At 67.4% G+C, this 22,053-nt stretch carries 21 protein-coding genes; 16 read left to right on the top strand and 5 right to left on the bottom strand.

The features are described from left to right. Window positions 1-2 precede the first annotated feature (2 nt). From gltB to B6K69_RS18200, 6 genes are all read left to right on the top strand, one after another. Window positions 3-4,541, top strand: a complete 4,539-nt coding sequence (gene gltB, locus B6K69_RS11865) for a glutamate synthase large subunit (RefSeq protein WP_108643928.1) — start codon at window positions 3-5, stop codon at window positions 4,539-4,541. 138 nt (window positions 4,542-4,679) lie between these two features. Further along, window positions 4,680-5,219, top strand: a complete 540-nt coding sequence (locus B6K69_RS11870) for a DUF1269 domain-containing protein (RefSeq protein ID WP_107671488.1) — start codon at window positions 4,680-4,682, stop codon at window positions 5,217-5,219. 81 nt (window positions 5,220-5,300) lie between these two features. Further along, a complete protein-coding gene (gene mtgA, locus B6K69_RS11875) occupies window positions 5,301-6,050 on the top strand; it encodes a monofunctional biosynthetic peptidoglycan transglycosylase (protein ID WP_108643929.1) in 750 nt (249 codons plus the stop codon). A 68-nt stretch (window positions 6,051-6,118) separates the two neighbouring features. Then, entirely contained in the window at window positions 6,119-6,784 is a 666-nt protein-coding gene (fzlA, locus tag B6K69_RS11880; protein WP_108643930.1) for an FtsZ-binding protein FzlA, read from the top strand. Between the two features lie 48 nt (window positions 6,785-6,832). Then, window positions 6,833-7,903 carry a tRNA epoxyqueuosine(34) reductase QueG gene (queG, locus tag B6K69_RS11885; RefSeq protein ID WP_108643931.1) on the top strand — a complete coding sequence of 357 codons (1,071 nt, stop codon included), beginning with the start codon at window positions 6,833-6,835 and terminating at the stop codon, window positions 7,901-7,903. A 31-nt stretch (window positions 7,904-7,934) separates the two neighbouring features. Further along, window positions 7,935-8,102 carry a hypothetical protein gene (locus B6K69_RS18200; RefSeq protein ID WP_164681950.1) on the top strand — a complete coding sequence of 56 codons (168 nt, stop codon included), beginning with the start codon at window positions 7,935-7,937 and terminating at the stop codon, window positions 8,100-8,102. Window positions 8,103-8,123: 21 nt separating this feature from the next. Here B6K69_RS18200 and B6K69_RS11890 read toward each other — a convergent pair whose 3' ends face one another. Then, on the bottom strand, window positions 8,124-8,555 hold the full coding sequence (locus B6K69_RS11890; protein WP_108643932.1) for a MarR family winged helix-turn-helix transcriptional regulator: 432 nt from the start codon (window positions 8,553-8,555) through the stop codon (window positions 8,124-8,126). A gap of 107 nt (window positions 8,556-8,662) precedes the next feature. On the opposite strand from B6K69_RS11890, the gene B6K69_RS11895 reads away from it, so the two are divergent. Then, a complete protein-coding gene (locus B6K69_RS11895; RefSeq protein WP_107671483.1) occupies window positions 8,663-9,091 on the top strand; it encodes an organic hydroperoxide resistance protein in 429 nt (142 codons plus the stop codon). An 84-nt stretch (window positions 9,092-9,175) separates the two neighbouring features. Here the strand turns inward: B6K69_RS11895 and B6K69_RS11900 are convergent, their stop codons facing one another. After that, complete coding sequence (locus tag B6K69_RS11900; RefSeq protein ID WP_108643933.1) at window positions 9,176-10,042, bottom strand: branched-chain amino acid aminotransferase; 867 nt, start codon at window positions 10,040-10,042, stop codon at window positions 9,176-9,178. Window positions 10,043-10,184: 142 nt separating this feature from the next. Here B6K69_RS11900 and B6K69_RS11905 point away from each other — a divergent pair, with 142 nt between their 5' ends. The 6 genes from B6K69_RS11905 to dxs all read left to right on the top strand — a co-directional run bounded on the left by B6K69_RS11905 (window position 10,185) and on the right by dxs (window position 15,413). Next, complete coding sequence (locus tag B6K69_RS11905; protein ID WP_107671481.1) at window positions 10,185-10,679, top strand: MarR family winged helix-turn-helix transcriptional regulator; 495 nt, start codon at window positions 10,185-10,187, stop codon at window positions 10,677-10,679. Window positions 10,680-10,692: 13 nt separating this feature from the next. Continuing rightward, window positions 10,693-11,391, top strand: coding sequence for a response regulator (locus B6K69_RS11910; protein ID WP_108643934.1), 699 nt, complete (start codon window positions 10,693-10,695; stop codon window positions 11,389-11,391). Between the two features lie 65 nt (window positions 11,392-11,456). Then, window positions 11,457-12,365 carry a histone deacetylase family protein gene (locus B6K69_RS11915; protein ID WP_108643935.1) on the top strand — a complete coding sequence of 303 codons (909 nt, stop codon included), beginning with the start codon at window positions 11,457-11,459 and terminating at the stop codon, window positions 12,363-12,365. Further along, on the top strand, window positions 12,362-12,601 hold the full coding sequence (locus tag B6K69_RS11920) for an exodeoxyribonuclease VII small subunit (protein WP_107671478.1): 240 nt from the start codon (window positions 12,362-12,364) through the stop codon (window positions 12,599-12,601). The genes B6K69_RS11915 and B6K69_RS11920 overlap by 4 nt, the downstream gene beginning before the upstream one ends. Beyond that, the gene (locus B6K69_RS11925; protein ID WP_108643936.1) at window positions 12,598-13,467 is read left to right on the top strand and encodes a polyprenyl synthetase family protein; all 870 of its coding nucleotides are present in this window, start codon (window positions 12,598-12,600) and stop codon (window positions 13,465-13,467) included. The genes B6K69_RS11920 and B6K69_RS11925 overlap by 4 nt, the downstream gene beginning before the upstream one ends. 32 nt (window positions 13,468-13,499) lie before the next feature. Then, on the top strand, window positions 13,500-15,413 hold the full coding sequence (gene dxs, locus B6K69_RS11930; protein ID WP_108643937.1) for a 1-deoxy-D-xylulose-5-phosphate synthase: 1,914 nt from the start codon (window positions 13,500-13,502) through the stop codon (window positions 15,411-15,413). Window positions 15,414-15,463: 50 nt separating this feature from the next. Here dxs and lpxK read toward each other — a convergent pair whose 3' ends face one another. From lpxK to B6K69_RS11945, 3 genes are read right to left on the bottom strand one after another with little or no spacing between them, the layout of a single operon-like run. Continuing rightward, a complete protein-coding gene (gene lpxK / locus B6K69_RS11935) occupies window positions 15,464-16,456 on the bottom strand; it encodes a tetraacyldisaccharide 4'-kinase (RefSeq protein ID WP_108643938.1) in 993 nt (330 codons plus the stop codon). Then, complete coding sequence (locus B6K69_RS11940) at window positions 16,456-17,646, bottom strand: 3-deoxy-D-manno-octulosonic acid transferase (protein ID WP_108643939.1); 1,191 nt, start codon at window positions 17,644-17,646, stop codon at window positions 16,456-16,458. The genes lpxK and B6K69_RS11940 overlap by 1 nt, the downstream gene beginning before the upstream one ends. 5 nt (window positions 17,647-17,651) lie before the next feature. After that, on the bottom strand, window positions 17,652-17,894 hold the full coding sequence (locus tag B6K69_RS11945) for a DUF4170 domain-containing protein (RefSeq protein ID WP_107671472.1): 243 nt from the start codon (window positions 17,892-17,894) through the stop codon (window positions 17,652-17,654). 202 nt (window positions 17,895-18,096) lie between these two features. Here B6K69_RS11945 and B6K69_RS11950 point away from each other — a divergent pair, with 202 nt between their 5' ends. From B6K69_RS11950 to pstA, 3 genes are all read left to right on the top strand, one after another. Further along, window positions 18,097-19,152, top strand: a complete 1,056-nt coding sequence (locus B6K69_RS11950) for a PstS family phosphate ABC transporter substrate-binding protein (protein WP_108643940.1) — start codon at window positions 18,097-18,099, stop codon at window positions 19,150-19,152. Between the two features lie 66 nt (window positions 19,153-19,218). Next, window positions 19,219-20,679 carry a phosphate ABC transporter permease subunit PstC gene (pstC, locus tag B6K69_RS11955; RefSeq protein WP_108643941.1) on the top strand — a complete coding sequence of 487 codons (1,461 nt, stop codon included), beginning with the start codon at window positions 19,219-19,221 and terminating at the stop codon, window positions 20,677-20,679. Next, window positions 20,676-22,028, top strand: a complete 1,353-nt coding sequence (gene pstA, locus B6K69_RS11960; protein ID WP_108643942.1) for a phosphate ABC transporter permease PstA — start codon at window positions 20,676-20,678, stop codon at window positions 22,026-22,028. The genes pstC and pstA overlap by 4 nt, the downstream gene beginning before the upstream one ends. Window positions 22,029-22,053 lie beyond the last annotated feature (25 nt).

Below are 22,053 nucleotides of genomic sequence, written 5' to 3' on the forward strand. Positions count from 1 at the left end.
CCATGACGACCTATGATGACGCCTGGGTTCGGGCCGAGGAAGAAAAGCGCGCCTGGCTGGATGCGAACGGTCTTTACAAGGCCGAGGACGAACATTCGTCCTGCGGGGTGGGGCTGGTGGTCTCGATCAGCGGCAAGCCGTCGCGCAAGGTGGTGGAGAACGGCATCAACGCTCTGAAGGCGGTGTGGCACCGGGGCGCGGTGGATGCCGATGGCAAGACGGGCGACGGTGCGGGCATCCATGTGCAGATCCCGGTCAAGTTCTTCTATGACGTGGTGCGCCGCACCGGGCACGAGCCGGACACGAAGAAGCTGATCGCCGTGGGCCAGGTCTTCCTGCCGCGCACCGATTTCGGCGCGCAGGAACGCTGCCGGACCATCGTGGAAACCGAAGTGCTGCGGATGGGCCATTACATCTATGGCTGGCGACATGTGCCGGTGGATATTTCGGTGCTGGGCGAAAAGGCCAATGCTACGCGGCCCGAGATCGAGCAGATCCTGATCCGCTGCGAGAAGGACATCGACCAGGAACAGTTCGAGCGCGAACTCTACATCATCCGCCGCCGCATCGAGAAGGCGGCAACGGCGGCGGGCATCCAGGGGATGTATCTGTGCAGCCTGTCGTGCCGCAGCATCATCTACAAGGGCATGATGCTGGCCGAGCAGGTTTCGACCTTCTATCCCGATCTTGAGGACGAGCGGTTCGAGTCCGCCTTCGCGATCTATCACCAGCGCTACAGCACCAACACCTTCCCGCAGTGGTGGCTGGCGCAGCCGTTCCGGATGCTGGCCCACAACGGCGAGATCAACACGCTGAAGGGCAACGTCAACTGGATGAAGAGCCATGAGATCCGCATGGCCAGCAGCGCCTTTGGCGATGCGGCCGAGGACATCAAGCCGATCATCCCCAGCGGCACGTCGGACAGCGGCGCGCTGGACGCGGTGTTCGAGGTTCTGGTGCGGTCGGGGCGGTCGGCGCCGATGGCCAAGACCATGCTGGTGCCGGAAGCCTGGTCGAAGGCCACCACCAACATGCCCAAGGCCTGGGCCGACATGTATTCCTACTGCAACAGCGTGATCGAGCCCTGGGATGGCCCGGCCGCGCTGGCCATGACCGATGGCCGCTGGGTCTGCGGGGGCTTGGACCGCAACGGGTTGCGCCCGATGCGCTATGTCGTGACCGGCGACGGGATGCTGATCGCCGGGTCGGAAGCGGGCATGGTGCCGGTGGATGAAACCACGGTGCGCGAAAAGGGCGCGCTGGGGCCGGGGCAGATGATCGCGGTCGATATGACCGATGGCAAGCTGTACCACGACACCGAGATCAAGGACCGGCTGGCCAGCCGGCAGCCCTATGGCGAATGGGTGGGCAAGATCGTCGATCTGAACGCCGATCTGGTACATGTGCCGGAAAAGGCGCTGTTCACCGGGGCCGAGCTGCGCAAGCGCCAGATCGCCGCCGGCTATACGGTGGAAGAGCTGGAAACGATCCTGGCGCCGATGGCCGAGGACGGCAAGGAAACCGTCGCCTCGATGGGGGACGACACACCGCCGGCGGTGCTGTCCAAGGTCTATCGCCCGCTGTCGCATTATTTCCGGCAGAACTTCAGCCAGGTGACGAACCCGCCCATCGACAGTCTTCGCGAAGGCCGGGTGATGAGCCTGAAGACGCGGTTCGGCAACCTGCGCAACGTGCTGGACGAGCGCAACAGCCAGACCGAGATTCTGGTGCTGGAAAGCCCGTTCATTGCCAATGCCGAGTTCGAGGTGCTGGTGCAGCGTTTCGGCGACCAGGTGGCCTATATCGACTGCACCTTCCCGGTGGCCGAGGGCCATGACGACCTGCGCCAGGCGCTGGAGCGCATCCGCGCCGAGGCCGAAGATGCCGTGCGCAGCGGCGCGGGGCAGCTTGTGCTGACCGATGAACATCAGGGCCCCGAGAAGGTGGGGATGCCGATGATCCTGGCCACCAGCGCGGTGCATTCCTGGCTGACGCGCAAGGGGCTGCGGACCTTCTGTTCGATCAACGTGCGGTCGGCGGAATGTATCGACCCGCATTATTTCGCGGTGCTGATCGGCAGCGGCGCCACCACGGTCAACGCCTATCTGGCGCAGGATTCGATTGCAGACCGCATTGCGCGCGGGCTGCTGGAGGGCAGCCTGGAAGACGCGATGCGCCGCTACCGCGAGGCGGTGGATGCGGGTCTGCTGAAGATCATGTCCAAGATGGGGATCTCGGTCATCTCGTCCTATCGGGGCGGCCTGAACTTTGAAGCCGTGGGCCTGAGCCGGGCCATGGTGGCGGAATACTTCCCCGGAATGCAAAGCCGGATTTCCGGCATCGGCCTGCATGGCGTGGAGCAGAAGCTGGAAGAGGTTCATGCCAAGGGCTGGCGCGGCGGGCAGGATGTTCTGCCCATCGGCGGGTTCTACAAGGCGCGGCGGTCGGGCGAAAAACACGCCTGGGAAGCGCAGACCATGCATCTGTTGCAGGCGGCCTGCGACAAGGCCAGCTTCGACATGTGGAAGCAGTTCACCGCCGCGATGCGGGCGAACCCGCCGATCCACCTGCGCGACCTGCTGGACATCAAGGCGCTGGGCAAGCCGGTGCCGATCGAGGAGGTGGAGAGCATCACCTCGATCCGCAAGCGGTTTGTCACGCCGGGGATGAGCCTGGGCGCCCTGAGCCCCGAGGCGCACAAGACGCTGAACGTGGCGATGAACCGGATCGGTGCCAAGAGCGACAGCGGCGAGGGTGGCGAAGACCCGGCGCATTTCCTGCCCGAGCCGAACGGCGACAACCCCAGCGCCAAGATCAAGCAGGTGGCCAGCGGCCGGTTCGGCGTGACGGCGGAATATCTGAACGCCTGCGAGGAACTGGAAATCAAGGTGGCGCAGGGGGCCAAGCCCGGCGAGGGCGGGCAGTTGCCCGGCATGAAGGTGACGGCGCTGATCGCGCGGCTGCGGCACAGCACGCCGGGCGTGACGCTGATCAGCCCGCCGCCGCACCATGACATCTATTCGATCGAAGACCTGGCGCAACTGATCTACGACCTGAAGCAGATCAACCCGCGCGCCAAGGTGACGGTCAAGCTGGTGTCGGCCAGCGGGGTGGGCACTATCGCGGCGGGCGTGGCCAAGGCCAAGGCGGATGTAATCCTGATTTCGGGGCACAACGGCGGCACCGGGGCCAGCCCGGCCACCAGCATCAAATATGCCGGCCTGCCCTGGGAAATGGGGCTGACCGAGGCGCATCAGGTGCTGGCGATGAACAACCTGCGCGAGCGGGTGACGCTGCGCACCGATGGCGGCTTGCGCACCGGGCGCGACATCGTGATGGCGGCCATGATGGGGGCCGAGGAATACGGCATCGGCACCGCCGCGCTGATCGCCATGGGCTGCATCATGGTGCGTCAGTGCCAGTCGAACACCTGCCCGGTGGGCGTCTGCACCCAGAACGAGGCGCTGCGCGCCAAGTTCAGCGGCAGCGCCGACAAGGTGGTGAACCTCATCACCTTCTATGCGCAGGAGGTACGGGAAATCCTGGCGCAGATCGGCGCGCGGTCGATGGACGAGATCATCGGCCGGGCCGACCTGCTGACGCAGGTCAGCCGGGGCCATGCCGATCTGGATGACCTTGACCTGAACCCGCTGCTGATCAGCGTCGATGGCACCAACCGGATCACCTATGACCGTTCGAAGCCGCGCAACGCGGTGCCCGACACGCTGGATGCCGAGATCATCAAGGACGGTCATCGCTTCTTTGAAGACGGCGAGAAGATGCAGCTTTCCTATGCGGTGCGGAACACCCACCGCACCATCGGAACGCGGGCGTCCAGCCACATTGTCAAGAAGTTCGGCATGAAGAACAGCCTTCAGCCCGACCATCTGACGGTGAAGCTGACCGGGTCTTGCGGGCAGTCGCTGGGCGCCTTTGGCGTGCGGGGGCTGAAGATCGAGGTGATGGGCGATGCCAACGACTATGTTGGCAAGGGCCTGTCGGGCGCCACGATCACGGTGCGGCCGCTGATGTCTTCGCCGCTGAAGGCCGAGGAGAACACCATCATCGGCAACACGGTGCTGTATGGCGCGACCGACGGCTTCCTGTTCGCGGCGGGCCGGGCGGGCGAACGCTTTGCGGTGCGCAATTCGGGCGCGACGGTGGTGGTGGAAGGCTGCGGGTCGAACGGTTGCGAATACATGACCGGCGGGGTGGCGGTGATTCTGGGCCGGATCGGCGCCAACTTCGGTGCCGGCATGACCGGGGGCATGGCCTATGTCTACGACCCGAAGGGCGTGGCCGAGGATTTCGTCAACCTGGAAAGCCTGGTTACCTGTGGCATCGGCCACCCGCATTGGGAGGCGCAACTGAAGGGCCTGATCGAGCGGCACGCCGAGGAAACCGGATCGAAGCTGGCGCAGCGCATCCTGGCCGAGTGGGAGAGCGAGAAGCGCAACTTCCTTCAGGTCTGCCCGAAGGAGATGGTGCCGCTGCTGTCGCACCCGTTGTCGGACGAGCCGGTCAGGGTGCCGGCGGAATGACAGGACAGGGCCCCTTCGGGGGCCCTTTTCCATGGCGGTCCGGCCACGCAGGCGTGAGGTGCCTTTTTGCCCCGGACAGGGTTACACTTGGTCGCGAAGCGGGCCCTGGGGGCCTGCGAACAGCGGAAGGATGCGAACATGTCGGATCTGGTGATTGTCGCCTTTCAGGACGAGGCCACGGCCTTCGAGGCGCGGGCCGAACTGGTGCGCCTGCAGAAGGAATATCTGATCGAGATGGAGGATGCGGTTGTCGTCACCCGCAACGAGGCGGGCGAGGTCAAGCTGCATCAGGCGGTGAACCTGACGGCGGCGGGGGCGGTCAGTGGCGGCATGTTCGGGATGCTGATCGGCCTGCTGTTCCTGAACCCCATCCTGGGGGCCGCGGCGGGCGCCGGTGCCGGTGCCCTGTCGGGCGCGCTGAGCGATGCGGGGATCGACGACACCTTCCTCAAGGATATTGGCCAGTCGCTGGACAAGGGCCAGTCGGCGGTGGCGGTGCTGATCCGCAAGATGACGGCGGACAAGCTGCTGGCGCGGATGGACAAGTTCCGGGCCAAGGGCCGGGTGATTCAGACATCGCTGAGCGGCGAGGCCGAGGCGAAGCTGCGCGAGGTGCTGGAGCGGACCCACCCGATGGGCACGGCCGAGCCGCAACTGGGCGGCAATACGCGCGCCTGACCGCCGGCCCGGCCGGGCGCGCGGCTTTGGCGCGGCCCGGCAGGCTTGACCCCGGCGCGGGCTTGGGGCCTATGCTGCCCCATGGCCGAGACGACCGCCGAGAAAAAGCCCCGCCGCAAGACGGCGAAAAAGGCGGAGCCCCCGCCAGAGGCGACACCGCCGCGCTGGCGGCAGGCGCTGGTTTGGGCCGGACGCATTGCCGGCGGGGTGTTCGCCTTTTACACGCTGCTGATCGTGCTGTTCGCCTTCGTGCCGCCGCCGATCAACCTGTACCAGATGGGCGAACGCTTCCGTCTGGGCGGGATCGAGAAGGACTGGGTAAGCTGGGACGAGATCGCGCCGGTCATGGCACGGTCGGCCGTGGCGGCGGAGGATGCGAATTTCTGCCTGCACTGGGGCTTTGACATGACGGCGATCCGGCTGGCCATTGAAGAGGGCAGCAACCGCGGCGCCTCGACCATCAGCCAGCAGGTGACGAAGAACGTGTTTCTCTGGCAGGGGCGCAATTATTTCCGCAAGGCGCTGGAGGCGGCGCTGACCCCGGCGGTGGAGCTGGTCTGGACCAAGCGGCGCATCCTGCTGGTCTATCTGAACGTGGCCGAGTTCGACGAGGGCGTGTTCGGTGTGCAGGCGGCGGCGCAGCATTACTTTGGCGTCGATGCCAAGGATCTGTCGGCCTTGCAGGCGGCCCGGCTGGCGGCGGTGCTGCCCGATCCGAAAGGGCGCGATGCGGCCAAGCCTTCGGCCTTTGTCAAGAAACGGACGCGGGCCATCATCTCGGGCGCCGAGACGATTGCCGCCGACGGAAGATCCGCCTGTTTCGAGGGCTAGACCCGCGCGGGGATTGAAACGACCCCGCCCGCGCGGCTAGGAAGGGGCAACACCCGGGAAACCTTCGCATGAACCGTCTTTATCACGTTCCGCTTTCGCCATTCTGCCGCAAGGTGCGCCTGACGCTGGCCGAAAAGCGGATCGAGGTGGAATTGGTCGAGGAACGCTACTGGGAACCCTCGCCCGATTTCCTGCGCCGCAACCCGGCCGGCAAGGTGCCGGTGCTGCGGCTGGAGAACCGGACGCTGAGCGAAAGCCAGGCGATCTGCGAATATCTTGAGGAAACGGTGCCCAGCCCGGCGCTGATGCCGCGCGACCCCGATTCGCGGTTCGAGGTGCGGCGGCTGTGCGCCTGGTTCGACGACAAGTTCCATTCCGAAGTGACCTCGAAGCTGCTGTACGAACGGGTGAACAAGAAGCTGACGGGGCAGGGCTACCCGGATTCGAAGAACGTCAAGACCGGGGCGAACCGGATCAAGTATCATCTGGACTATCTGGCCTGGCTGCTGGACCAGCGGCGCTGGCTGGCGGGCAACGAGATGACGCTGGCCGATTTCACCGCGGCGGCGCATCTGTCCTGTCTGGACTATATCAGCGATGTGGACTGGAACCGTTCGGCGGTGGTCAAGGACTGGTATGCCAAGATCAAGTCGCGCCCCAGTTTCCGGCCCTTGCTGGCCGATCAGGTGCCGGGCTTTCCGCCGCCGGCGCATTATGCCGATCTGGATTTCTGATCCCCGGCCCCGGGGCGCTGCCCCGGACCCCGGGGTATTTGCGCCAAGATGAAGCGGCGGTTGCACGATCAGGCGCTGGCCGAAGGGTTTTCGGCCATGGGCATCTGCCGGCCCGATGCCATTCCGCAGGCGGCGGGGCAGTTGCGCGCGTTTCTGGCGCAGGGGCGGCATGGCCAGATGCAGTGGATGGCCGAACGCGAGGGCTGGCGCGGCAACCCGGCGGCGCTGTGGCCCGAGGCGCGGTCTGTCATCATGCTGGCCGAGCTGTACACGCCCGAGGGCGACCCGCTGGCGGGGCACGGGCAGGCCGGGCGGGGCGTGGTCAGCGCCTATGCGCAGGGCAGGGATTACCATGATCTGGTCAAGCGGCGGCTGAAGCGGCTGGGGCGCTGGCTGATCGACCAGGCGGCGAGGCAGGGGACGGCCTGCGAGATCAAGGTGTTTGTGGACACCGCGCCGGTGATGGAAAAGCCGCTGGCGCAGGCGGCGGGGCTGGGCTGGCAGGGCAAGCATACCAACCTGTTGTCGCGCGATCTGGGCAACTGGTTCTTTCTGGGCGCGATCTTCACCACGCTGGAGCTGGAGCCGGACGCGCCCGAGATCAGCCATTGCGGCAGGTGCACCGCCTGTCTGGACGCCTGCCCGACGGCGGCCTTTCCGGCGCCCTATCAACTGGATGCGCGGCGCTGCATTTCCTATCTGACGATCGAGCATGACGGGCCGGTTGCGCCCGAGCTGCGGGCGCTGATGGGCAACCGGGTCTATGGCTGCGACGATTGCCTGGCCGCCTGCCCGTGGAACAAGTTTGCCCGGGCCGCGCGCGAGATCGGCTATGCGCCACGGGTGGGCCTGCCGGAACTGGCCGATCTGGCGGGGCTGGACGACGCGGCCTTTCGCGCGCGGTTTGCCGGCAGCCCGGTCAAGCGGATCGGGCGCAACCGGATGGTGCGCAACGCGCTTTATGCCATTGGCAATTCGGGCGAGGCGGCGCTGGCGCCGGTGGCGGCGGGCCTGACGGGCGACGTCGACCCCACGGTGGCCGAGGCCGCGCGCTGGGCGCTGGGCCAACTGTCGCAACCGCAGGATGCACGGGTGGGGTTTGCCGGCGAATCATGCTAGGCTGACCTGCAGCAGCATGAGGAGACAGACCATGTCGAAACATCTGGCAGATCATCAGAAAGCCCCGACCAGCGGGCGGGTGAAGCATTTCCTGCGGCTGGCGCGGTCGGCCCGGGAAACCTGGCACCAGCCGCGCAAGGCGGCCGGAGCGGCCCGTCTGGCGCAGTTCCTGCGGATCGAGCGCGGCCGGACGGCCTGAGCGCGGACCCGGCGGGGACTGTCAGCCCCTGGCCGGTTTCAGCCGGTCGCGCAGGGCTGAGAGGATGTCGCGAAGATCGGTGATTTCGGCCAGGTCGAGGCCGGTCTTTTCACCAAAGGCGCGCGGCACCCCGGCGGCGCGTTCGGCCAGTGCCCGGCCTTCGTCTGTCAGCGACAGGCGCACCTGACGTTCGTCACGATCATCGCGGCGGCGGGACAGCCAGCCCGCCGCCTCCATCCGTTTCAGCAGCGGGGTCAGCGTGTTGGATTCCAGCCGCAGGTCGGCGCCCAGTTCGCTGACCGTCAGGTCACCCCGGGCGGCAAGGGCACTGAGCGCAAGATATTGCGGATAGGTCAGGCCCAGCGGCTCCAGCAGCGGCGCATAGGCGGCGTGCATGGCATGGGCCGCGGAATGCAGCGCAAAGCAGAGCATGTCGGGTGGGGCGAGGGCCATGCAGGTATTTTATATCGCGCGCGATGCAAGCGCAAGCGATTGACAGCGGTGCGATTCGGGAGTAATTATATCGCACACGATTAAATCGAACACGACAGGAGAAGCCGATGACCGTGGATGCAAAATACTGGACCGAGGCCAAGGCGACCGGCGGCGGGCGCAATGGCCTGACCACGCTGGTCAACGGGCAGCTGACCATGACGCTGGCCAGCCCCAAGGAGCTGGGCGGTTCGGGCCTGGGCCACAACCCGGAAGAGCTGTTCGCGCTGGGCTATTCCGCCTGCTACCTGGGCGCGATGCGCTTTGCCGCTTCGTCGGAAAAGCTGGGCACGGTGCCCGACGATGCCACGGTGAACGCCCATGTCGGCATTGGCCCGCGCTCGGACGGTGGCTTTGGGCTGAAGGTGCGGCTGGTGGTCAGCCTGCCGGGGCTTGACCGCGCGGTGGCGGAAAAGATCGTCGAACGCGGCCATTTCATCTGCCCCTATTCGAACGCGACCAAGGGCAATATCGAGGTTGTGACCGAACTGGCCTGAACCTGACGGTGCGCAACGCGCCGTGGGGAAAGCAAACGCCCGGGCCTTTCGGTCCGGGCGTTTCTGTTCAGGGGCTGGCCGGGATCAGGCCCGGACCAGTTTTTCGTATTCGGTCGCCACGCGGCGGGTCAGGTCGCCGACTTCGAAGGTCCAGGTGCCGATCTGGCCCACGGGGGTGACTTCGGCGGCGGTGCCGGTCAGCCAGCACTGTTCGAAGCCTTCCAGTTCATGCGCCTCGATGTGGCGTTCGTGAACCTTGACCTGCATGTCGCGCAACATGCCGATCACGGTTTGCCGGGTGATGCCGTTCAGGATGCAGTCGGGCGCGGGGGTGTGCACTTCGCCGTCCTTGACGAAGAAGATGTTGGCGCCGGTCGCTTCGGCGACATAGCCGCGATAGTCGAACATCATCGCGTCGCTGCAGCCCTTGGCCATGGCGGCGTGCTTGGACATGGTGCAGATCATGTACAGGCCCGAGGCCTTGGCCTCGCACGGGATGGTTTCGGGGCTGGGGCGTTTCCATTTCGAGATGTCGAGCTTGGCGCCCTTGAACTTGGCGTCGCCGTAATAGGCGCCCCAGGTCCAGCAGGCGATGGCCAGCCGCACCGGGTTGCCCAGGGACGCGACGCCCATCTCTTCGCCCGCGCCGCGCCAGGCCAGCGCGCGGACATAGGCATCGGTCAGGCCGTTGGCCTGCAGCACCTGTTCCTTGGCGGCGTCGATCTGCGCGGCAGTCCACGGGATGGGCATGTCAAGAAGTTGCCCCGATTTCAGCAGTCGTTCGGAATGTTCGGTCGATTTGAAAATGCGGCCGTTGTAGCAGCGTTCGCCTTCGAAGACGGCGCTGGCATAATGCAGGGCATGGGTCAGGATATGGACGTTCGCGGTCCGCCACTCAACCAGCTTGCCGTCCATCCAGATGAATCCGTCGCGATCGTCATATGATGCCATGATAGGCCCCCTTGTTTTCGAATCTTGCGCGATATTGGTCCGCATCGGACATAAAATTGCGTCAAGGCGGCGAATCGCTAGCTTTTATGACTTGGAATGTCAACAAGGCTGACGTAAATTCGATCCGACACGGGAGGATCGCATGGCCGAGGCACCGGGCGGGGAGAACCTGCTTTACCTGACGGACGAACAGTTGCGCAAAGGCATCGAGGCGATGTTCTTTGCCTATCGCGGCTTTACCGCCGACCCGGACCGGATTCTGGAAACGATGGACTATGGCCGCGCGCATCACCGGGCGGTGCATTTCATTCACCGCAGCCCGGGCACCACGGTTTCCAACCTGCTGGCGATCCTGGGGGTGACGAAGCAAAGCCTGAACCGGGTGCTGCGCACGCTGATCGACGAGGGGCAGGTGCGGGTGGAGAAGGGCAAGGTCGATGCGCGCGAGCGGCACCTGTACCTGACCGCCAAGGGGGCCGAACTGGAACGGTCGCTGTCCGACGCGCAGCGGGCGCGGATGCGGGCGGCCTATCGCGCGGCGGGGCCGCAGGCGGTGCAGGGTTTCCGGCAGGTGCTTGAGGCGATGATGGACCCGGAAATGCGGGTGCAATATAGCCGGTTGAAGGATGGCACCTGAAGGAGGGCCGGGCATGACAGAGGCGCTGGCGCATCTGCTGATTGTCGATGACGACGAACGCATCCGGGGGCTGTTGCAGAAGTTCCTGTTGCGCAACGGCTATCTGGTGACGGCGGCGCGCGACGCGGCGCAGGCGCGCAAGCTGCTGGCGGGGCTGGAGTTCGACCTGATCGTGCTGGACGTGATGATGCCGGGGGACGACGGCATCACCCTGACGCGCGAATTGCGCCGCCGGATGCAGACGCCCATCCTGCTGCTGACCGCGCGGGGCGAGGCGGCGAACCGGATCGAGGGGCTGGAAGCGGGGGCGGATGACTATCTGGTCAAGCCGTTCGAGCCGAAGGAGCTGTTGCTGCGGGTGGGCGCGATCCTGCGGCGGGTGCCGCAGGTGCGGGCGGCGGACCCGGCGCCCAAGGTGCTGCATCTGGGGGCGGTGCGCTATGACATGGACCGGGGCGAGCTGTGGCGCGGCACCGATCCGGTGCGGCTGACGGCGACCGAGGCGGCGCTGATGCGGTTGTTCGCCGCCATGCCGGGCGCCGCGATCAGCCGCGAGCGGCTGGTGGCCGATCTGGGCCGCGAGGATGCCGCGCAGGAACGGGCGGTGGATGTGCAGATCACCCGGCTGCGGCGCAAGATCGAGGACGATCCGAAGGCGCCGCGCTATCTGCAGACGGTGCGCGGCGAAGGCTATATGCTGGCACCGGACTGAGCGGGCAGGCGCCCGGGGCGCTGCCCCGGACCCCGGGGTATTTGCGCCAACTGGAAGGAGCGGGCGTGCTGGTCTTCACCCATGCCGAGTGTGACGGCCATGTCACGCCGCCGGGCCACCCCGAGCGGGTGGAGCGGCTGCGCGCGGTTGAGGCCGGGCTGGAGGGGCTGGCGGTTGAGCGGCGGGATTGTCCGCCGGGGGACGAGGCCGAGGTTCTGCGCTGCCACCCGGCGGGGTATCTGGCGCGGGTGAAGCTGGCGGTGCCGGCGGAGGGCTGGGCGCAACTGGATGGCGACACCTTTCTTGCGCCGGGGTCGCACCGGGCGGCGATGCGGGCGGTGGGTGGCATCTGCGCGGCGGTGGATGCGGTGGTGGCGGGCGAGGCGGGGGCGGCCTTTGTCGCGGCGCGGCCGCCGGGCCACCATGCCGAAACCGCGCAGGCGATGGGGTTCTGCCTTTATGGCACGGTGGCGATCGGGGCGAAGCGCGCGCTGGACCATCACGGGCTGGCCCGGGTGGCGGTGGTGGATTTCGACGTGCACCACGGCAATGGCACGCAGGATTTGCTGTGGGACGAGGCGCGCTGCCTGTTTGCCAGCAGCCACCAGCGGCCGCTGTTCCCCGGCACCGGCGCCCCCGAGGAGCGCGGCGCGCATGGCCAGGTGCTGAACCTGCCGCTGCGCGCGGGCAGCGACGGGGCGGCGATGCGGGCGGCCTATGAGCGGGTGATCCTGCCGGCGCTGGCCGACTGGCGGCCCGATCTGGTGCTTGTCAGCGCCGGGTTCGATGCCCATGCCGCCGATCCGCTGGCCGGGCTGGCGTGGCAGGCCGAGGATTTTCGCTGGCTCGCGGCGGGGTTGTGGGAAGCGGCGGGGGGACGCATGGTATCTGCGTTGGAAGGCGGCTATGATCTGGATGCGCTTGCGGCCTCGGTCGCGGCCTATGTGGGCGAAATGACAAGGCTTTCAGCATGAGTGACAAACCCGTATCGGAAATGAGCTTTGAAGAGGCGATGGCGGCGCTGGAAGGCGTGGTGTCGCAGCTTGAACGGGGCGAGGTGGCGCTGGAGCAATCCATCGCGCTGTATGAACGCGGGGCGGCGCTGAAGGCGCATTGCGGCGCCAAGCTGGCCGAGGCGGAAGCCAAGGTCGAGATGATCCGCAGCGCGGAAGGCAAGGTCACGGGCACGGTGCCCGCGGAGGGGCTGTGAGTTTCACCGCGCAACTGACGGCCGATGCCGCCCGGATCGAGGCGCATCTGAATTCGGTTCTGGCGGGCAAGCCCGACCAGCCGGTGGTGCAGGCGATGCGCTATGCGGTGCAGGGCGGCAAGCGGCTGCGCGGGTTCCTTGTGCTGGAATCGGCGCGGATGCTGGGCCTGCCCGAGGCGCGGGCGCTGCCGGCGGCGGCGGCGGTGGAATGTCTGCACGCCTACAGCCTTGTGCATGATGACATGCCCTGCATGGACAATGACGACCTGCGCCGCGGCCTGCCCACGGTGCATGTGAAATGGGACGAGGCGACGGCGGTTCTGGCGGGCGATGCCCTGCAGACGCTGGCGTTCGAACTGCTGTGCGACCCGGTGGCCGGCCCGGCCGAGGTGCGGATCGGGCTGGTGCAGGCGCTGGCGCAGGCCAGCGGGGCCGAGGGCATGGTGCTGGGACAGGCGCTGGACATTGCCGCCGAAACCGCCGGCCGCCCGCTGACGCTGGACGAGATCACCGCCTTGCAGGCAGGCAAGACCGGCGCGCTGATCCGGTTTTCCGCCGAGGCGGGGGCGATTCTGGCGCAGGCCGACCGGGCACCGCTGCGGACCTATGCCACGGCGCTGGGCCTTGCCTTCCAGATTGCCGACGACATTCTGGATGTGACCGGCGATGCCGCCACCGCCGGCAAGCGCGTGGGCAAGGACCAGGCGGCGGGCAAGGCAACCTTTGTCTCGCTGCTGGGGCTGGACGGCGCGCGGGCCAAGGCGGCGGACCTTGTGTCGCAGGCGGCGGCGGCGCTGTCGCCCTATGGTGCGGCGGCGGCGAAGCTGATAGCCGCAGCCGAATTCACCATCCACCGCCGGAACTGAGCGCCGGAACCGCAGCCACGAAGGAGGCCCGCTTGGCCGACCGTCCCGCCACCCCGATCCTTGACCGCGTGCAGTCGCCTTCCGACATGAAGGCGCTGAGCGACCGCGAGCTTGCGCAACTGGCCCAGGAGGTGCGGGCCGAGACGATTTCGGCGGTGTCGGTCACCGGCGGGCATCTGGGCGCGGGTCTGGGCGTGGTGGAACTGACGGTGGCGCTGCATGCCGTGTTCGACACGCCGCGCGACAAGCTGGTCTGGGACGTGGGCCACCAGTGCTATCCGCACAAGATTCTGACCGGGCGGCGTGACCGGATTCGCACCCTGCGCACCGAGGGCGGGCTGTCAGGCTTCACCAAGCGCAGCGAAAGCCCCTATGACCCGTTCGGTGCGGGCCATTCCTCGACCTCGATTTCCGCCGCGCTGGGCTTTGCGCTGGCGGCGGATCTGGGTGGCGATCCGGGCGATGCCATCGCGGTAATCGGCGATGGCAGCATGAGCGCGGGCATGGCCTTCGAGGCGATGAACAACGCCGGCCACCTGAAGAAGCGGATGTTCGTCATCCTGAACGACAACGAGATGTCGATCGCCCCGCCGGTGGGGGCGCTGTCGTCCTATCTGAGCCGGCTTTATGCCGAGGCCCCGGTGCAGGATCTGCGGCAGGTGGCCAAGGGGTTCGTGTCGCTGTTGCCGCCGCCCCTGCAGGAAGGGGCGCGGCGGGCGCGGGAAATGCTGAAAGGCATGGCCGTGGGCGGCACGCTGTTTGAAGAACTGGGGTTCAATTACATTGGCCCGATCGACGGGCATGATCTGGACCAGCTTCTGCCGGTGTTGCGCATGGTCAAGGCGCGGGCGACGGGGCCGACGCTGATTCATGTGCTGACGAAAAAGGGCAAGGGATATGCCCCGGCCGAGACGGCGCCCGACCGTGGCCATGCCCGGGGCAAGTTCGACGTGGTGACGGGCGAACAGAAGAAGGCCCCGTCGAACGCGCCGGCCTATACCCGCGTCTTCGCGGAAAGCCTGATCGCCGAGGCCGAGCGGGATGAGAAGATCGTGGCCGTGACCGCCGCGATGCCCGATGGCACCGGGCTGGACCTGTTCGCCGGCCGGTTCCCGCGCCGCTGTTTCGATGTGGGCATTGCCGAACAACATGCGGTGACCTTCAGCGCCGGTCTGGCGGCGGGCGGGATGAAGCCGTTCTGCGCGATCTATTCCACCTTCCTGCAGCGCGGCTATGACCAGGTGGTGCATGACGTGGCGATCCAGCGCCTGCCGGTGCGCTTCGCCATTGACCGGGCGGGGCTGGTGGGGGCCGACGGGGCCACCCATGCCGGGGCCTTCGACGTGGCCTTCCTGGCCAACCTGCCGGGCATCGTGGTGATGGCCGCCGCCGATGAGGCCGAGCTGAAGCATATGGTTGCCACCGCCGTGGCACATGACGCGGGCCCCATCGCCTTCCGCTATCCGCGGGGCGAGGGGATGGGGGTCGAGATGCCGGCGCGCGGCGTGCCGCTGGAAATCGGCCGCGGCCGGGTGTTGCGCGAAGGCGCGCGCGTGGCGATCCTGTCCTTCGGCACAAGGCTGGCCGAGGTGTTGAAGGCCGCCGAATCGCTGGCCGCGCGGGGGCTGGCGCCCACCGTGGCCGACGCCCGCTTTGCCAAACCGCTGGACCGGGAGCTGATCCTGCAACTGGTGCGCCACCACGAGGCGCTGATCTGCGTGGAAGAGGGCGCCATCGGCGGCTTCGGCAGCCATGTGGCGCAACTGCTGGCGGAGGAGGGCGTGTTCGACCGCGGCTTCCGCTTCCGCAGCATGGTGCTGCCCGACACGTTCATCGACCACGCCAGCCCCGAAGCGATGTATCGCGCCGCCGGAATGGACGCGGCCCAGATCGAGGCCAAGGTGCTACAGGTGCTGGGTGTCGAGGTGATCGGGCTGCGGGCCTAGGCCAAATTCCTTCGAAGGAATTTGCAAAAATCTTCGAAGATTTTTTGCCGCTACAGGCCCATGCCGGCCAGCAGCGTGTCAAGCGGGGTCCAGTCGTCCAGCTCCAGCCGGACCACCAGCGTCAGCACCTTGGGGCGGAAGCTGGCGGGAAGGCGGGTGGCGTCCTTCTCGGTGGTCACCAGTTGCGCGCCAAGGCTGGCTGCGTCGGAGTCCAGCCGCGACAGCAGGGCGGGGGACAGCGGCTGATGGTCGTCAAAGGGTTCGGCCCGCACGACAACGGCCCCCAGTTCGCGCAGGGTGGCGAAAAACTTTTCCGGGTGGCCGATGCCGGCGAAGGCCAGCACCCGTTCGCCCTGCCAGTCCATTCCCATTTGCAGCGGCGCCAGGTGGCCGGTCAGGTGCGGCAGGGCGCCAAGGGCCGTGCCCCAGGTGGCGCGAAACGCGGTTTGCGCGGCGGGGGCGCCGATGGACAGAACCGCCGAAGCGCGGGCAAGGCCGGTGGCGACGGGTTCGCGCAAGGGGCCGGCGGGCAGGCACAGGCCGTTGCCGAACCCCTGTTCGGCATCAACCACGATCAGCGACAGATCCTTGACGACGGAGGGGTTCTGGAACCCGTCATCCAGCAGGATCACCCCCGCCCCGGCCGATTCGGCGGCGCGGACGCCGGCGGCGCGGTCCTTGGCCACCCAGACCGGCGCGAAAGCGGACAGGAGCAGGGGTTCATCCCCGACTTCGGCGGCGCTGTGGCGGCGGTCGTCCACCCGCACGGGGCCGGGCAGGCTGCCGCCATGGCCGCGGCTGACGATGTGGACGGCGTGGCCGCGCGCCAGCAGTCGCTGGGTCAGCGCCAGGGTGGTGGGCGTCTTGCCGGTGCCGCCCGCGTTCAGGTTGCCGATGCAGATCACCGGCACGGCGGCGCGGTGGCCCGGGGCGCGCAGCCGGCGCGCGGTGGCGGCGGCATAGATCCGGCCCAGCGGCGCCAGCAGGCGGGCGGCCAGTGCGGGCCGGTCAGGGGGCGTGGTCCAGAAGCCCGGCGCGCGCATCAGCCCCGGCCTTCCAGTTCGCGGCGGATGCGGGCCAGCACCGCCTCGGTCACCTCGACCCCTTCGGAAACCACGGTCCAGGCGGCCTGCGCCAGACGGGCGGCACGGTCGGGGGACAGCAGGTCGCCCAGCGCCTCGGCCAGATCGCCGGGGGAGGCGACGGCGCGCGCCGCCCGTGCCGCGCCCAGCCGGCCCAGCGCGCTGCCATGCGCGCCCGGGCGGGGGCCGTGCAGGATGGCCGACCCCAAGGAGGCCGGTTCCATCGGATTGCGGATCGCGCCGGGGCCGGCCAGGCTGCCGCCCAGAAAGGTGATCGGCGCCAGCCGATACCACAGGCCCAGTTCGGACGGGTGATCGACGACATAGATCTCGGTTTCGGGTTCCGGCTCCTGCTCGGCGCTGCGCAGGGCGACCGACCAGCCGTCCCCCTCAAGCCGCTGGGCAAGCGATTCGGCGGCTTCGGGGCGTTCGGGCATCACGATCAGCAAGAGCCGGTGCGCCAGCCCCATCGCGGTGCGATGGGCGGTGATGATGCTGTCCACCTCATCCTCGGGCAGGACGGCGGCCAGCCAGCGCGGGCGCGAGGCCAGCATCTGCGCCAGCGCCTGCCGTTCCGCCTCAAGGCAGGGCAGCACGGCCGAGCGTTCCTCCATCCGCCCCGCATAGGTGACGGCCGAGGGCAGGGCCCCGGCGCGGCGGAAGGCCTGGGCCGAGGCCGGATCAAGTGCGAAGATCTGCGAGAAGAGGCCCAGCGTGCTGCGCAACAGGCCCGGATACCAACCGTCCCGATCGCGCAGCAGGCGGGGCAGGCGCGCATCGGCCATCAGCAGGGTCAGACCGCGGTCGGCGGCGGTGTGCAGCAGCACGGGGCGCAGTTCGCCATCGGACCACAGCGCGACATCGGGGCGCCAGTGGTCCAGGAAGGCGCGGGCATCGGCGGGCGTATCCGGCGGGGCGGGTTGCAGAATCACCCCCGAATCGGCGGGGCCAGAGTCGGACACGCCGGTCAGCAGGACGGTCAGCCCCTCTTCATCGGTCAGCCGCCGGGCCAGTTCCAGCAGCCCCGCCGTGCTGCCGCCCGCATGAAGCCAGACCAGCCGCCCCGGCGGGCGGGCGGGCCGGTCGGTTTCAGCGGCCGGGTCGCGGCGTTGCGCCAGCGTATAGAGCCGAAGCCCGATCGACCCGGCCATCCGGTTCAGCCGAGTTCTTCGGTGGAGGAGGCCGCCTGCTCTTCGTCGCGCAGGCGGTGAATATGGGCGATGAAATAGCGCATGTGGGCATTGTCCACGGTGCGCTGCGCCTCGGCCTTCCAGGCGGAATGGGCGCTGGCGTAATCGGGATACATGCCGACGATATGAATCTGCGAGACATCCTTGAAGGTGGTCTTGTCGGGGCTGACGAGTTCGCCGCCGAAGACGAGGTGCAGGCGCTGGGTCATTGAAGTCCTTCCGGTCGCAGGGGATTGCGCGCGCAACCTAGCGGCAAGGCCGGGCGGGGGGAAGGTGTCGGCGTGCGGGCGCCGCAGCGGAGCGGTGTCATGCAGCTTTTACAAAAGCGCAATACAGCCGTCACCGAACAGGCCTAGCCCGCTGGTCGAGGCCCGACTGCCTGGCCCGTCCTGACCCTGAGGAGCGAATCCCATGACCCCGATCAAGCTGACCGTCTCGGCGCTGGCCGTTCTGGCCGCCACCACCTCGCTGGCCGCTGCGCGTGACCAGATCCAGATCACCGGCTCGTCCACCGTGCTGCCCTATGCCACCATCGTTGCCGAAGCCTTCGGCGAGAACTTCGATTTCCCGACCCCGGTCGTGGAAGGCGGCGGGTCGGGTGCCGGCCGCAAGAAGCTGTGCGAAGGCGTGGGCGAGAACACCGTGGACATCGCCAATTCGTCCAGCCGGATCAGCCAGTCGGACATCGACCTGTGCAAGAAGAACGGTGTCGAGGAGATCCTGGAAGTCCGCATCGGCTATGACGGGATCGTCTTCGCCTCGGACGTGAAGGGCGCCGATTTCGCGCTGACCCCGGCCGATGTCTATATGGCGCTGGGCGGCAAGGTGGCCAAGGATGGCGCGCTGGTCGACAACACCAGCACCAAGTGGACGGAAGTCAACGCCGCGCTGCCCGACCAGAACATCCTGATGTTCATTCCGGGCACCAAGCATGGCACCCGCGAAGTCTTTGACACCAAGGTGATCGAAGCGGGCTGCAAGGACACCGGCGCCTATGACCTGTTCCTGGCCAAGGCCGAAGGCGCGGATGAAAAGGAAAAGAAGGCGGCTGCCGCCAAGGCCTGCAACGAGCTGCGCAAGGACGGCAAGTCGGTTGACATCGACGGCGACTATACCGAGACGCTGGCCCGTCTGGATGCCGACAAGAACGCCGTGGGCGTGTTCGGCCTGGCCTTCTACCAGAACAACACCGACAAGCTGAAGGTTGCCACCGTGAACGGCGTGGTGCCCTCGGTCGAGACGATCTCGAAGGGCGAATACCCGGTGTCGCGCCCGCTCTACTTCTACGTCAAGAAGGCGCATATCGGCGTGATCCCCGGCCTGAAGGAATACATCGAATTCTTCGTGTCGGACGACATGGCCGGCCCGGAAGGCCCGCTGGCCGACTATGGCCTGGTGTCCGACCCCGAGCTGAAGGCCACCCAGGATGCCGTGGCGGCCGAAACGCCGATGGGCGCGCTGGAATAATCTGATCCGATCCCGGCGGGGGCCAGTCCGGCCCCCGCCGTTTTCCCTCTTACGCGCTGGCGCCCCATGACCGCGTTCTTTCTTCTTGTGACGATCCTGATCCTTGCGCTTGTCGGATACATTCTTGGCCGGGTGCGCGCGATGGCGCGGGCCGGCGGCGACGCGCGGGGTCTTCATTCGCTGCCCAATTACTATGGCTGGCACGCCGCGTTGATGACGGTGCTGCCGGCGATGGCCGTGCTGATCCTGTGGCTGATCGTTCAGCCCGTCGTGATCGAGCGGAAGGTCGGCACGCTGCTGCCGCCGGCCGCGCTGGAAACCGATACCGCCTTCACGCTGGCGATGGATGACGTGCGCCGGGTGGCCAAGGGGCTGGACCTGGCGGTTGCCAATGGCGTGATGAGCGACAGCGACGCCAGCATGATCCGCACCGAATTCACCGATGTGCGCGAGCGTCTGGCCCAGGTTGGCGTGGCGCTGGGGTCGAATGTCAGCAAGGAAACCCTGGCGGCGGCGCAAAGCTACCGCAAGCTGACCGCGCTGGGCGCCGTGGGCCGCACCATTGCCGTGCTGGCCGTGGCGCTGGCGGGGCTGGCCTGGGCGCTGGCGGTGACGGGGCCGAAATTCCGCGCCCGCAACCGGGTGGAAGCCATCATCATGGGCGCGCTGGTCATCGCCTCGTCCATCGCGATTCTGACGACCGTGGGCATCATCTGGTCGATGCTGTCGGAAAGCCTGGCCTTCTTCCGCCAGTATCCGTTCACCGAATTCTTCTTCGGCCTGACCTGGAGCCCGAACTTCAAGGGCGGGTCGGAGCTGGGCTTCGTGCCGCTGCTGTGGGGCACGCTGTATATCTCGCTGGTGTCGATGATCGTGGCGGTGCCGCTGGGCCTGTTCACCGCGATCTATCTGGCGGAATACGCCAGCCCGGCGGTGCGGGCGGTGGTCAAGCCCGCGATCGAGGTGATTGCCGGTATTCCCACCGTGGTTTTCGGCCTGTTCGCGCTGATGACGGTGGGGCCGCTGCTGCGCGACTGGATTGCCGCGCCGATGGGGCTGGGCAATTCCGGGTCTTCGGTGATGACCGCCGGTCTGGTGATCGGCATCCTGAACATTCCCTTCGTGTCGTCGCTGGCCGATGACATCCTGAACGCGGTGCCGCAGGCGCTGCGGGACGGGTCTTACGGTCTGGGCGCCACCAAGTCGGAAACCGTGAAGCAGGTGGTTCTGCCGGCGGCGCTGCCGGGCATCATGGGGGCCGTGCTGATGGCCGCCAGCCGTGCCATCGGCGAAACCATGGTGGTGGCCATGGGCGCAGGCGCGGCGGCCAAGCTGAGCCTGAACCCGTTCGAGGCGATGACCACGATGACCGTCAAGATCGTCGGCCAGTTGACCGGCGACACCGACTTCGCCTCGCCTGAAACGCTGGTGGCCTTTGCGCTGGGCCTGACGCTGTTCGTGCTGACGCTGGGGCTGAACGTCGTGGCGCTGCAGGTCGTGCGCAAATACAAGGAGCAGTACGAATGACCTCGGCGCCCATGACCGGGAAACCGGCCCCCGTCCGCAGCGGTTCGATCCTGGCGCCCACGCCGCACATGCTGCGGCGCCGGCGGTCCGAAACGCGGTTCCGGCTGTATGGCATCGTTGCCATCGTGATCAGCCTGTCGATCCTGGCGGTGATGCTGGTCACCATCTTCGGCAACGGCTATGGCGCCTTCCGGCAGGCCAAGCTGACCTTCCCGGTCACGCTGGATGCGCAGGTGCTGGACCCCAAGGGCAACCGACTGCGCGAGGAAATGGTCAAGGTCACCACGGTTGGCTATGCCAAGGTGCTGACCCAATCGTTCCGGGCCGAATTGACGGCGCGCGGCATCGACACCGCCGATCTGTCGGACAAGGACATTGCCGCGCTGGTGTCGAAGGATGCGCCGGGCGTGCTGCGCGCGCAGGTGCTGGCCGATACGTCGCTGGTGGGGCAGACCATCCCGATGTCGGTTCTGGCCGGCGGGCGGATCGACGGCTTTCTCAAGGGCCGGGTGACGATGGAAAGCGCCCGGCTGGACAGCAACATCAACCCCGAGCAGTTGCAGTTCGCCGAGCGGCTGCAGCAGGCGGGGATTCTGGGCCTGCACTGGAACGTGGCCTTCCTGACCAACCCCGACGCTTCGGACCAGCGGCCCGAAGCGGCCGGGCTGGGGGTGGCGATCCTGGGGTCGCTGTACATGATGATCCTGGTCGCGGTGATGTGCGTGCCGGTGGGCGTGGCGGCCTCGATCTATCTTGAGGAATTCGCGCCCAAGAACCGCTGGACCGACCTGATCGAGGTGAACGTGGCCAACCTGGCCGCCGTGCCGTCGATCGTGTTCGGTATCCTGGGGCTGGCGGTGTTCATCAACTTTGCCGGGCTGCCGCAATCATCCAGCCTGGTGGGGGCGCTGGTGATTTCGCTGCGCACGCTGCCGACCGTGATCATTGCCACCCGGGCGTCAATCCGGGCCGTGCCGCCCAGCATCCGCGATGCGGCGCTGGGGGTGGGGGCGTCGCGGATGCAGACGGTGTTCCATCATGTGCTGCCGCTGGCGATGCCGGGCATCCTGACCGGCACCATCCTGGGGCTGGCGGTGGCGCTGGGCGATACCGCGCCGCTGCTGCTGATCGGGATGGTGGCCTTTGTGGACAACTATCCCGGAACGCCGGTGGACGGGTTCCTTGACCCCGCGACCGCGCTGCCGGTGCAGGTCTATTCCTGGGCCACCCGGTCCGACCCGGCCTTCATCGAACGGTCGAACGGCGCGATCATCGTGCTTCTCGGCTTCCTTCTAGTGATGAACGTCGCCGCCATCATCCTGCGCCGCCGTTTCGAACGGCGCTGGTAACCGCACAACCCACCCTGGGAGGGGT

Origin of the sequence: Pseudogemmobacter blasticus (assembly GCF_003071405.1) — a bacterium.
In the GTDB taxonomy this organism is placed as follows: Bacteria; Pseudomonadota; Alphaproteobacteria; order Rhodobacterales; family Rhodobacteraceae; genus Pseudogemmobacter; species Pseudogemmobacter blasticus.

Excerpts from the sequence above, each read along its gene's own strand:
- gltB (WP_108643928.1), top strand. The coding sequence starts at position 3 with ATGACGACCTATGATGACGCCTGGGTTCGGGCCGAGGAAGAAAAGCGC.
- B6K69_RS11870 (WP_107671488.1), top strand. The coding sequence starts at position 4,680 with ATGTCGGATCTGGTGATTGTCGCCTTTCAGGACGAGGCCACGGCCTTC.
- mtgA (WP_108643929.1), top strand. The coding sequence starts at position 5,301 with ATGGCCGAGACGACCGCCGAGAAAAAGCCCCGCCGCAAGACGGCGAAA.
- fzlA (WP_108643930.1), top strand. The coding sequence starts at position 6,119 with ATGAACCGTCTTTATCACGTTCCGCTTTCGCCATTCTGCCGCAAGGTG.
- queG (WP_108643931.1), top strand. The coding sequence starts at position 6,833 with ATGAAGCGGCGGTTGCACGATCAGGCGCTGGCCGAAGGGTTTTCGGCC.
- B6K69_RS18200 (WP_164681950.1), top strand. The coding sequence starts at position 7,935 with ATGTCGAAACATCTGGCAGATCATCAGAAAGCCCCGACCAGCGGGCGG.
- B6K69_RS11890 (WP_108643932.1), bottom strand. The coding sequence starts at position 8,555 with ATGGCCCTCGCCCCACCCGACATGCTCTGCTTTGCGCTGCATTCCGCG.
- B6K69_RS11895 (WP_107671483.1), top strand. The coding sequence starts at position 8,663 with ATGACCGTGGATGCAAAATACTGGACCGAGGCCAAGGCGACCGGCGGC.
- B6K69_RS11900 (WP_108643933.1), bottom strand. The coding sequence starts at position 10,042 with ATGGCATCATATGACGATCGCGACGGATTCATCTGGATGGACGGCAAG.
- B6K69_RS11905 (WP_107671481.1), top strand. The coding sequence starts at position 10,185 with ATGGCCGAGGCACCGGGCGGGGAGAACCTGCTTTACCTGACGGACGAA.
- B6K69_RS11910 (WP_108643934.1), top strand. The coding sequence starts at position 10,693 with ATGACAGAGGCGCTGGCGCATCTGCTGATTGTCGATGACGACGAACGC.
- B6K69_RS11920 (WP_107671478.1), top strand. The coding sequence starts at position 12,362 with ATGAGTGACAAACCCGTATCGGAAATGAGCTTTGAAGAGGCGATGGCG.
- lpxK (WP_108643938.1), bottom strand. The coding sequence starts at position 16,456 with ATGCGCGCGCCGGGCTTCTGGACCACGCCCCCTGACCGGCCCGCACTG.
- B6K69_RS11940 (WP_108643939.1), bottom strand. The coding sequence starts at position 17,646 with ATGGCCGGGTCGATCGGGCTTCGGCTCTATACGCTGGCGCAACGCCGC.
- B6K69_RS11945 (WP_107671472.1), bottom strand. The coding sequence starts at position 17,894 with ATGACCCAGCGCCTGCACCTCGTCTTCGGCGGCGAACTCGTCAGCCCC.
- B6K69_RS11950 (WP_108643940.1), top strand. The coding sequence starts at position 18,097 with ATGACCCCGATCAAGCTGACCGTCTCGGCGCTGGCCGTTCTGGCCGCC.
- pstC (WP_108643941.1), top strand. The coding sequence starts at position 19,219 with ATGACCGCGTTCTTTCTTCTTGTGACGATCCTGATCCTTGCGCTTGTC.
- pstA (WP_108643942.1), top strand. The coding sequence starts at position 20,676 with ATGACCTCGGCGCCCATGACCGGGAAACCGGCCCCCGTCCGCAGCGGT.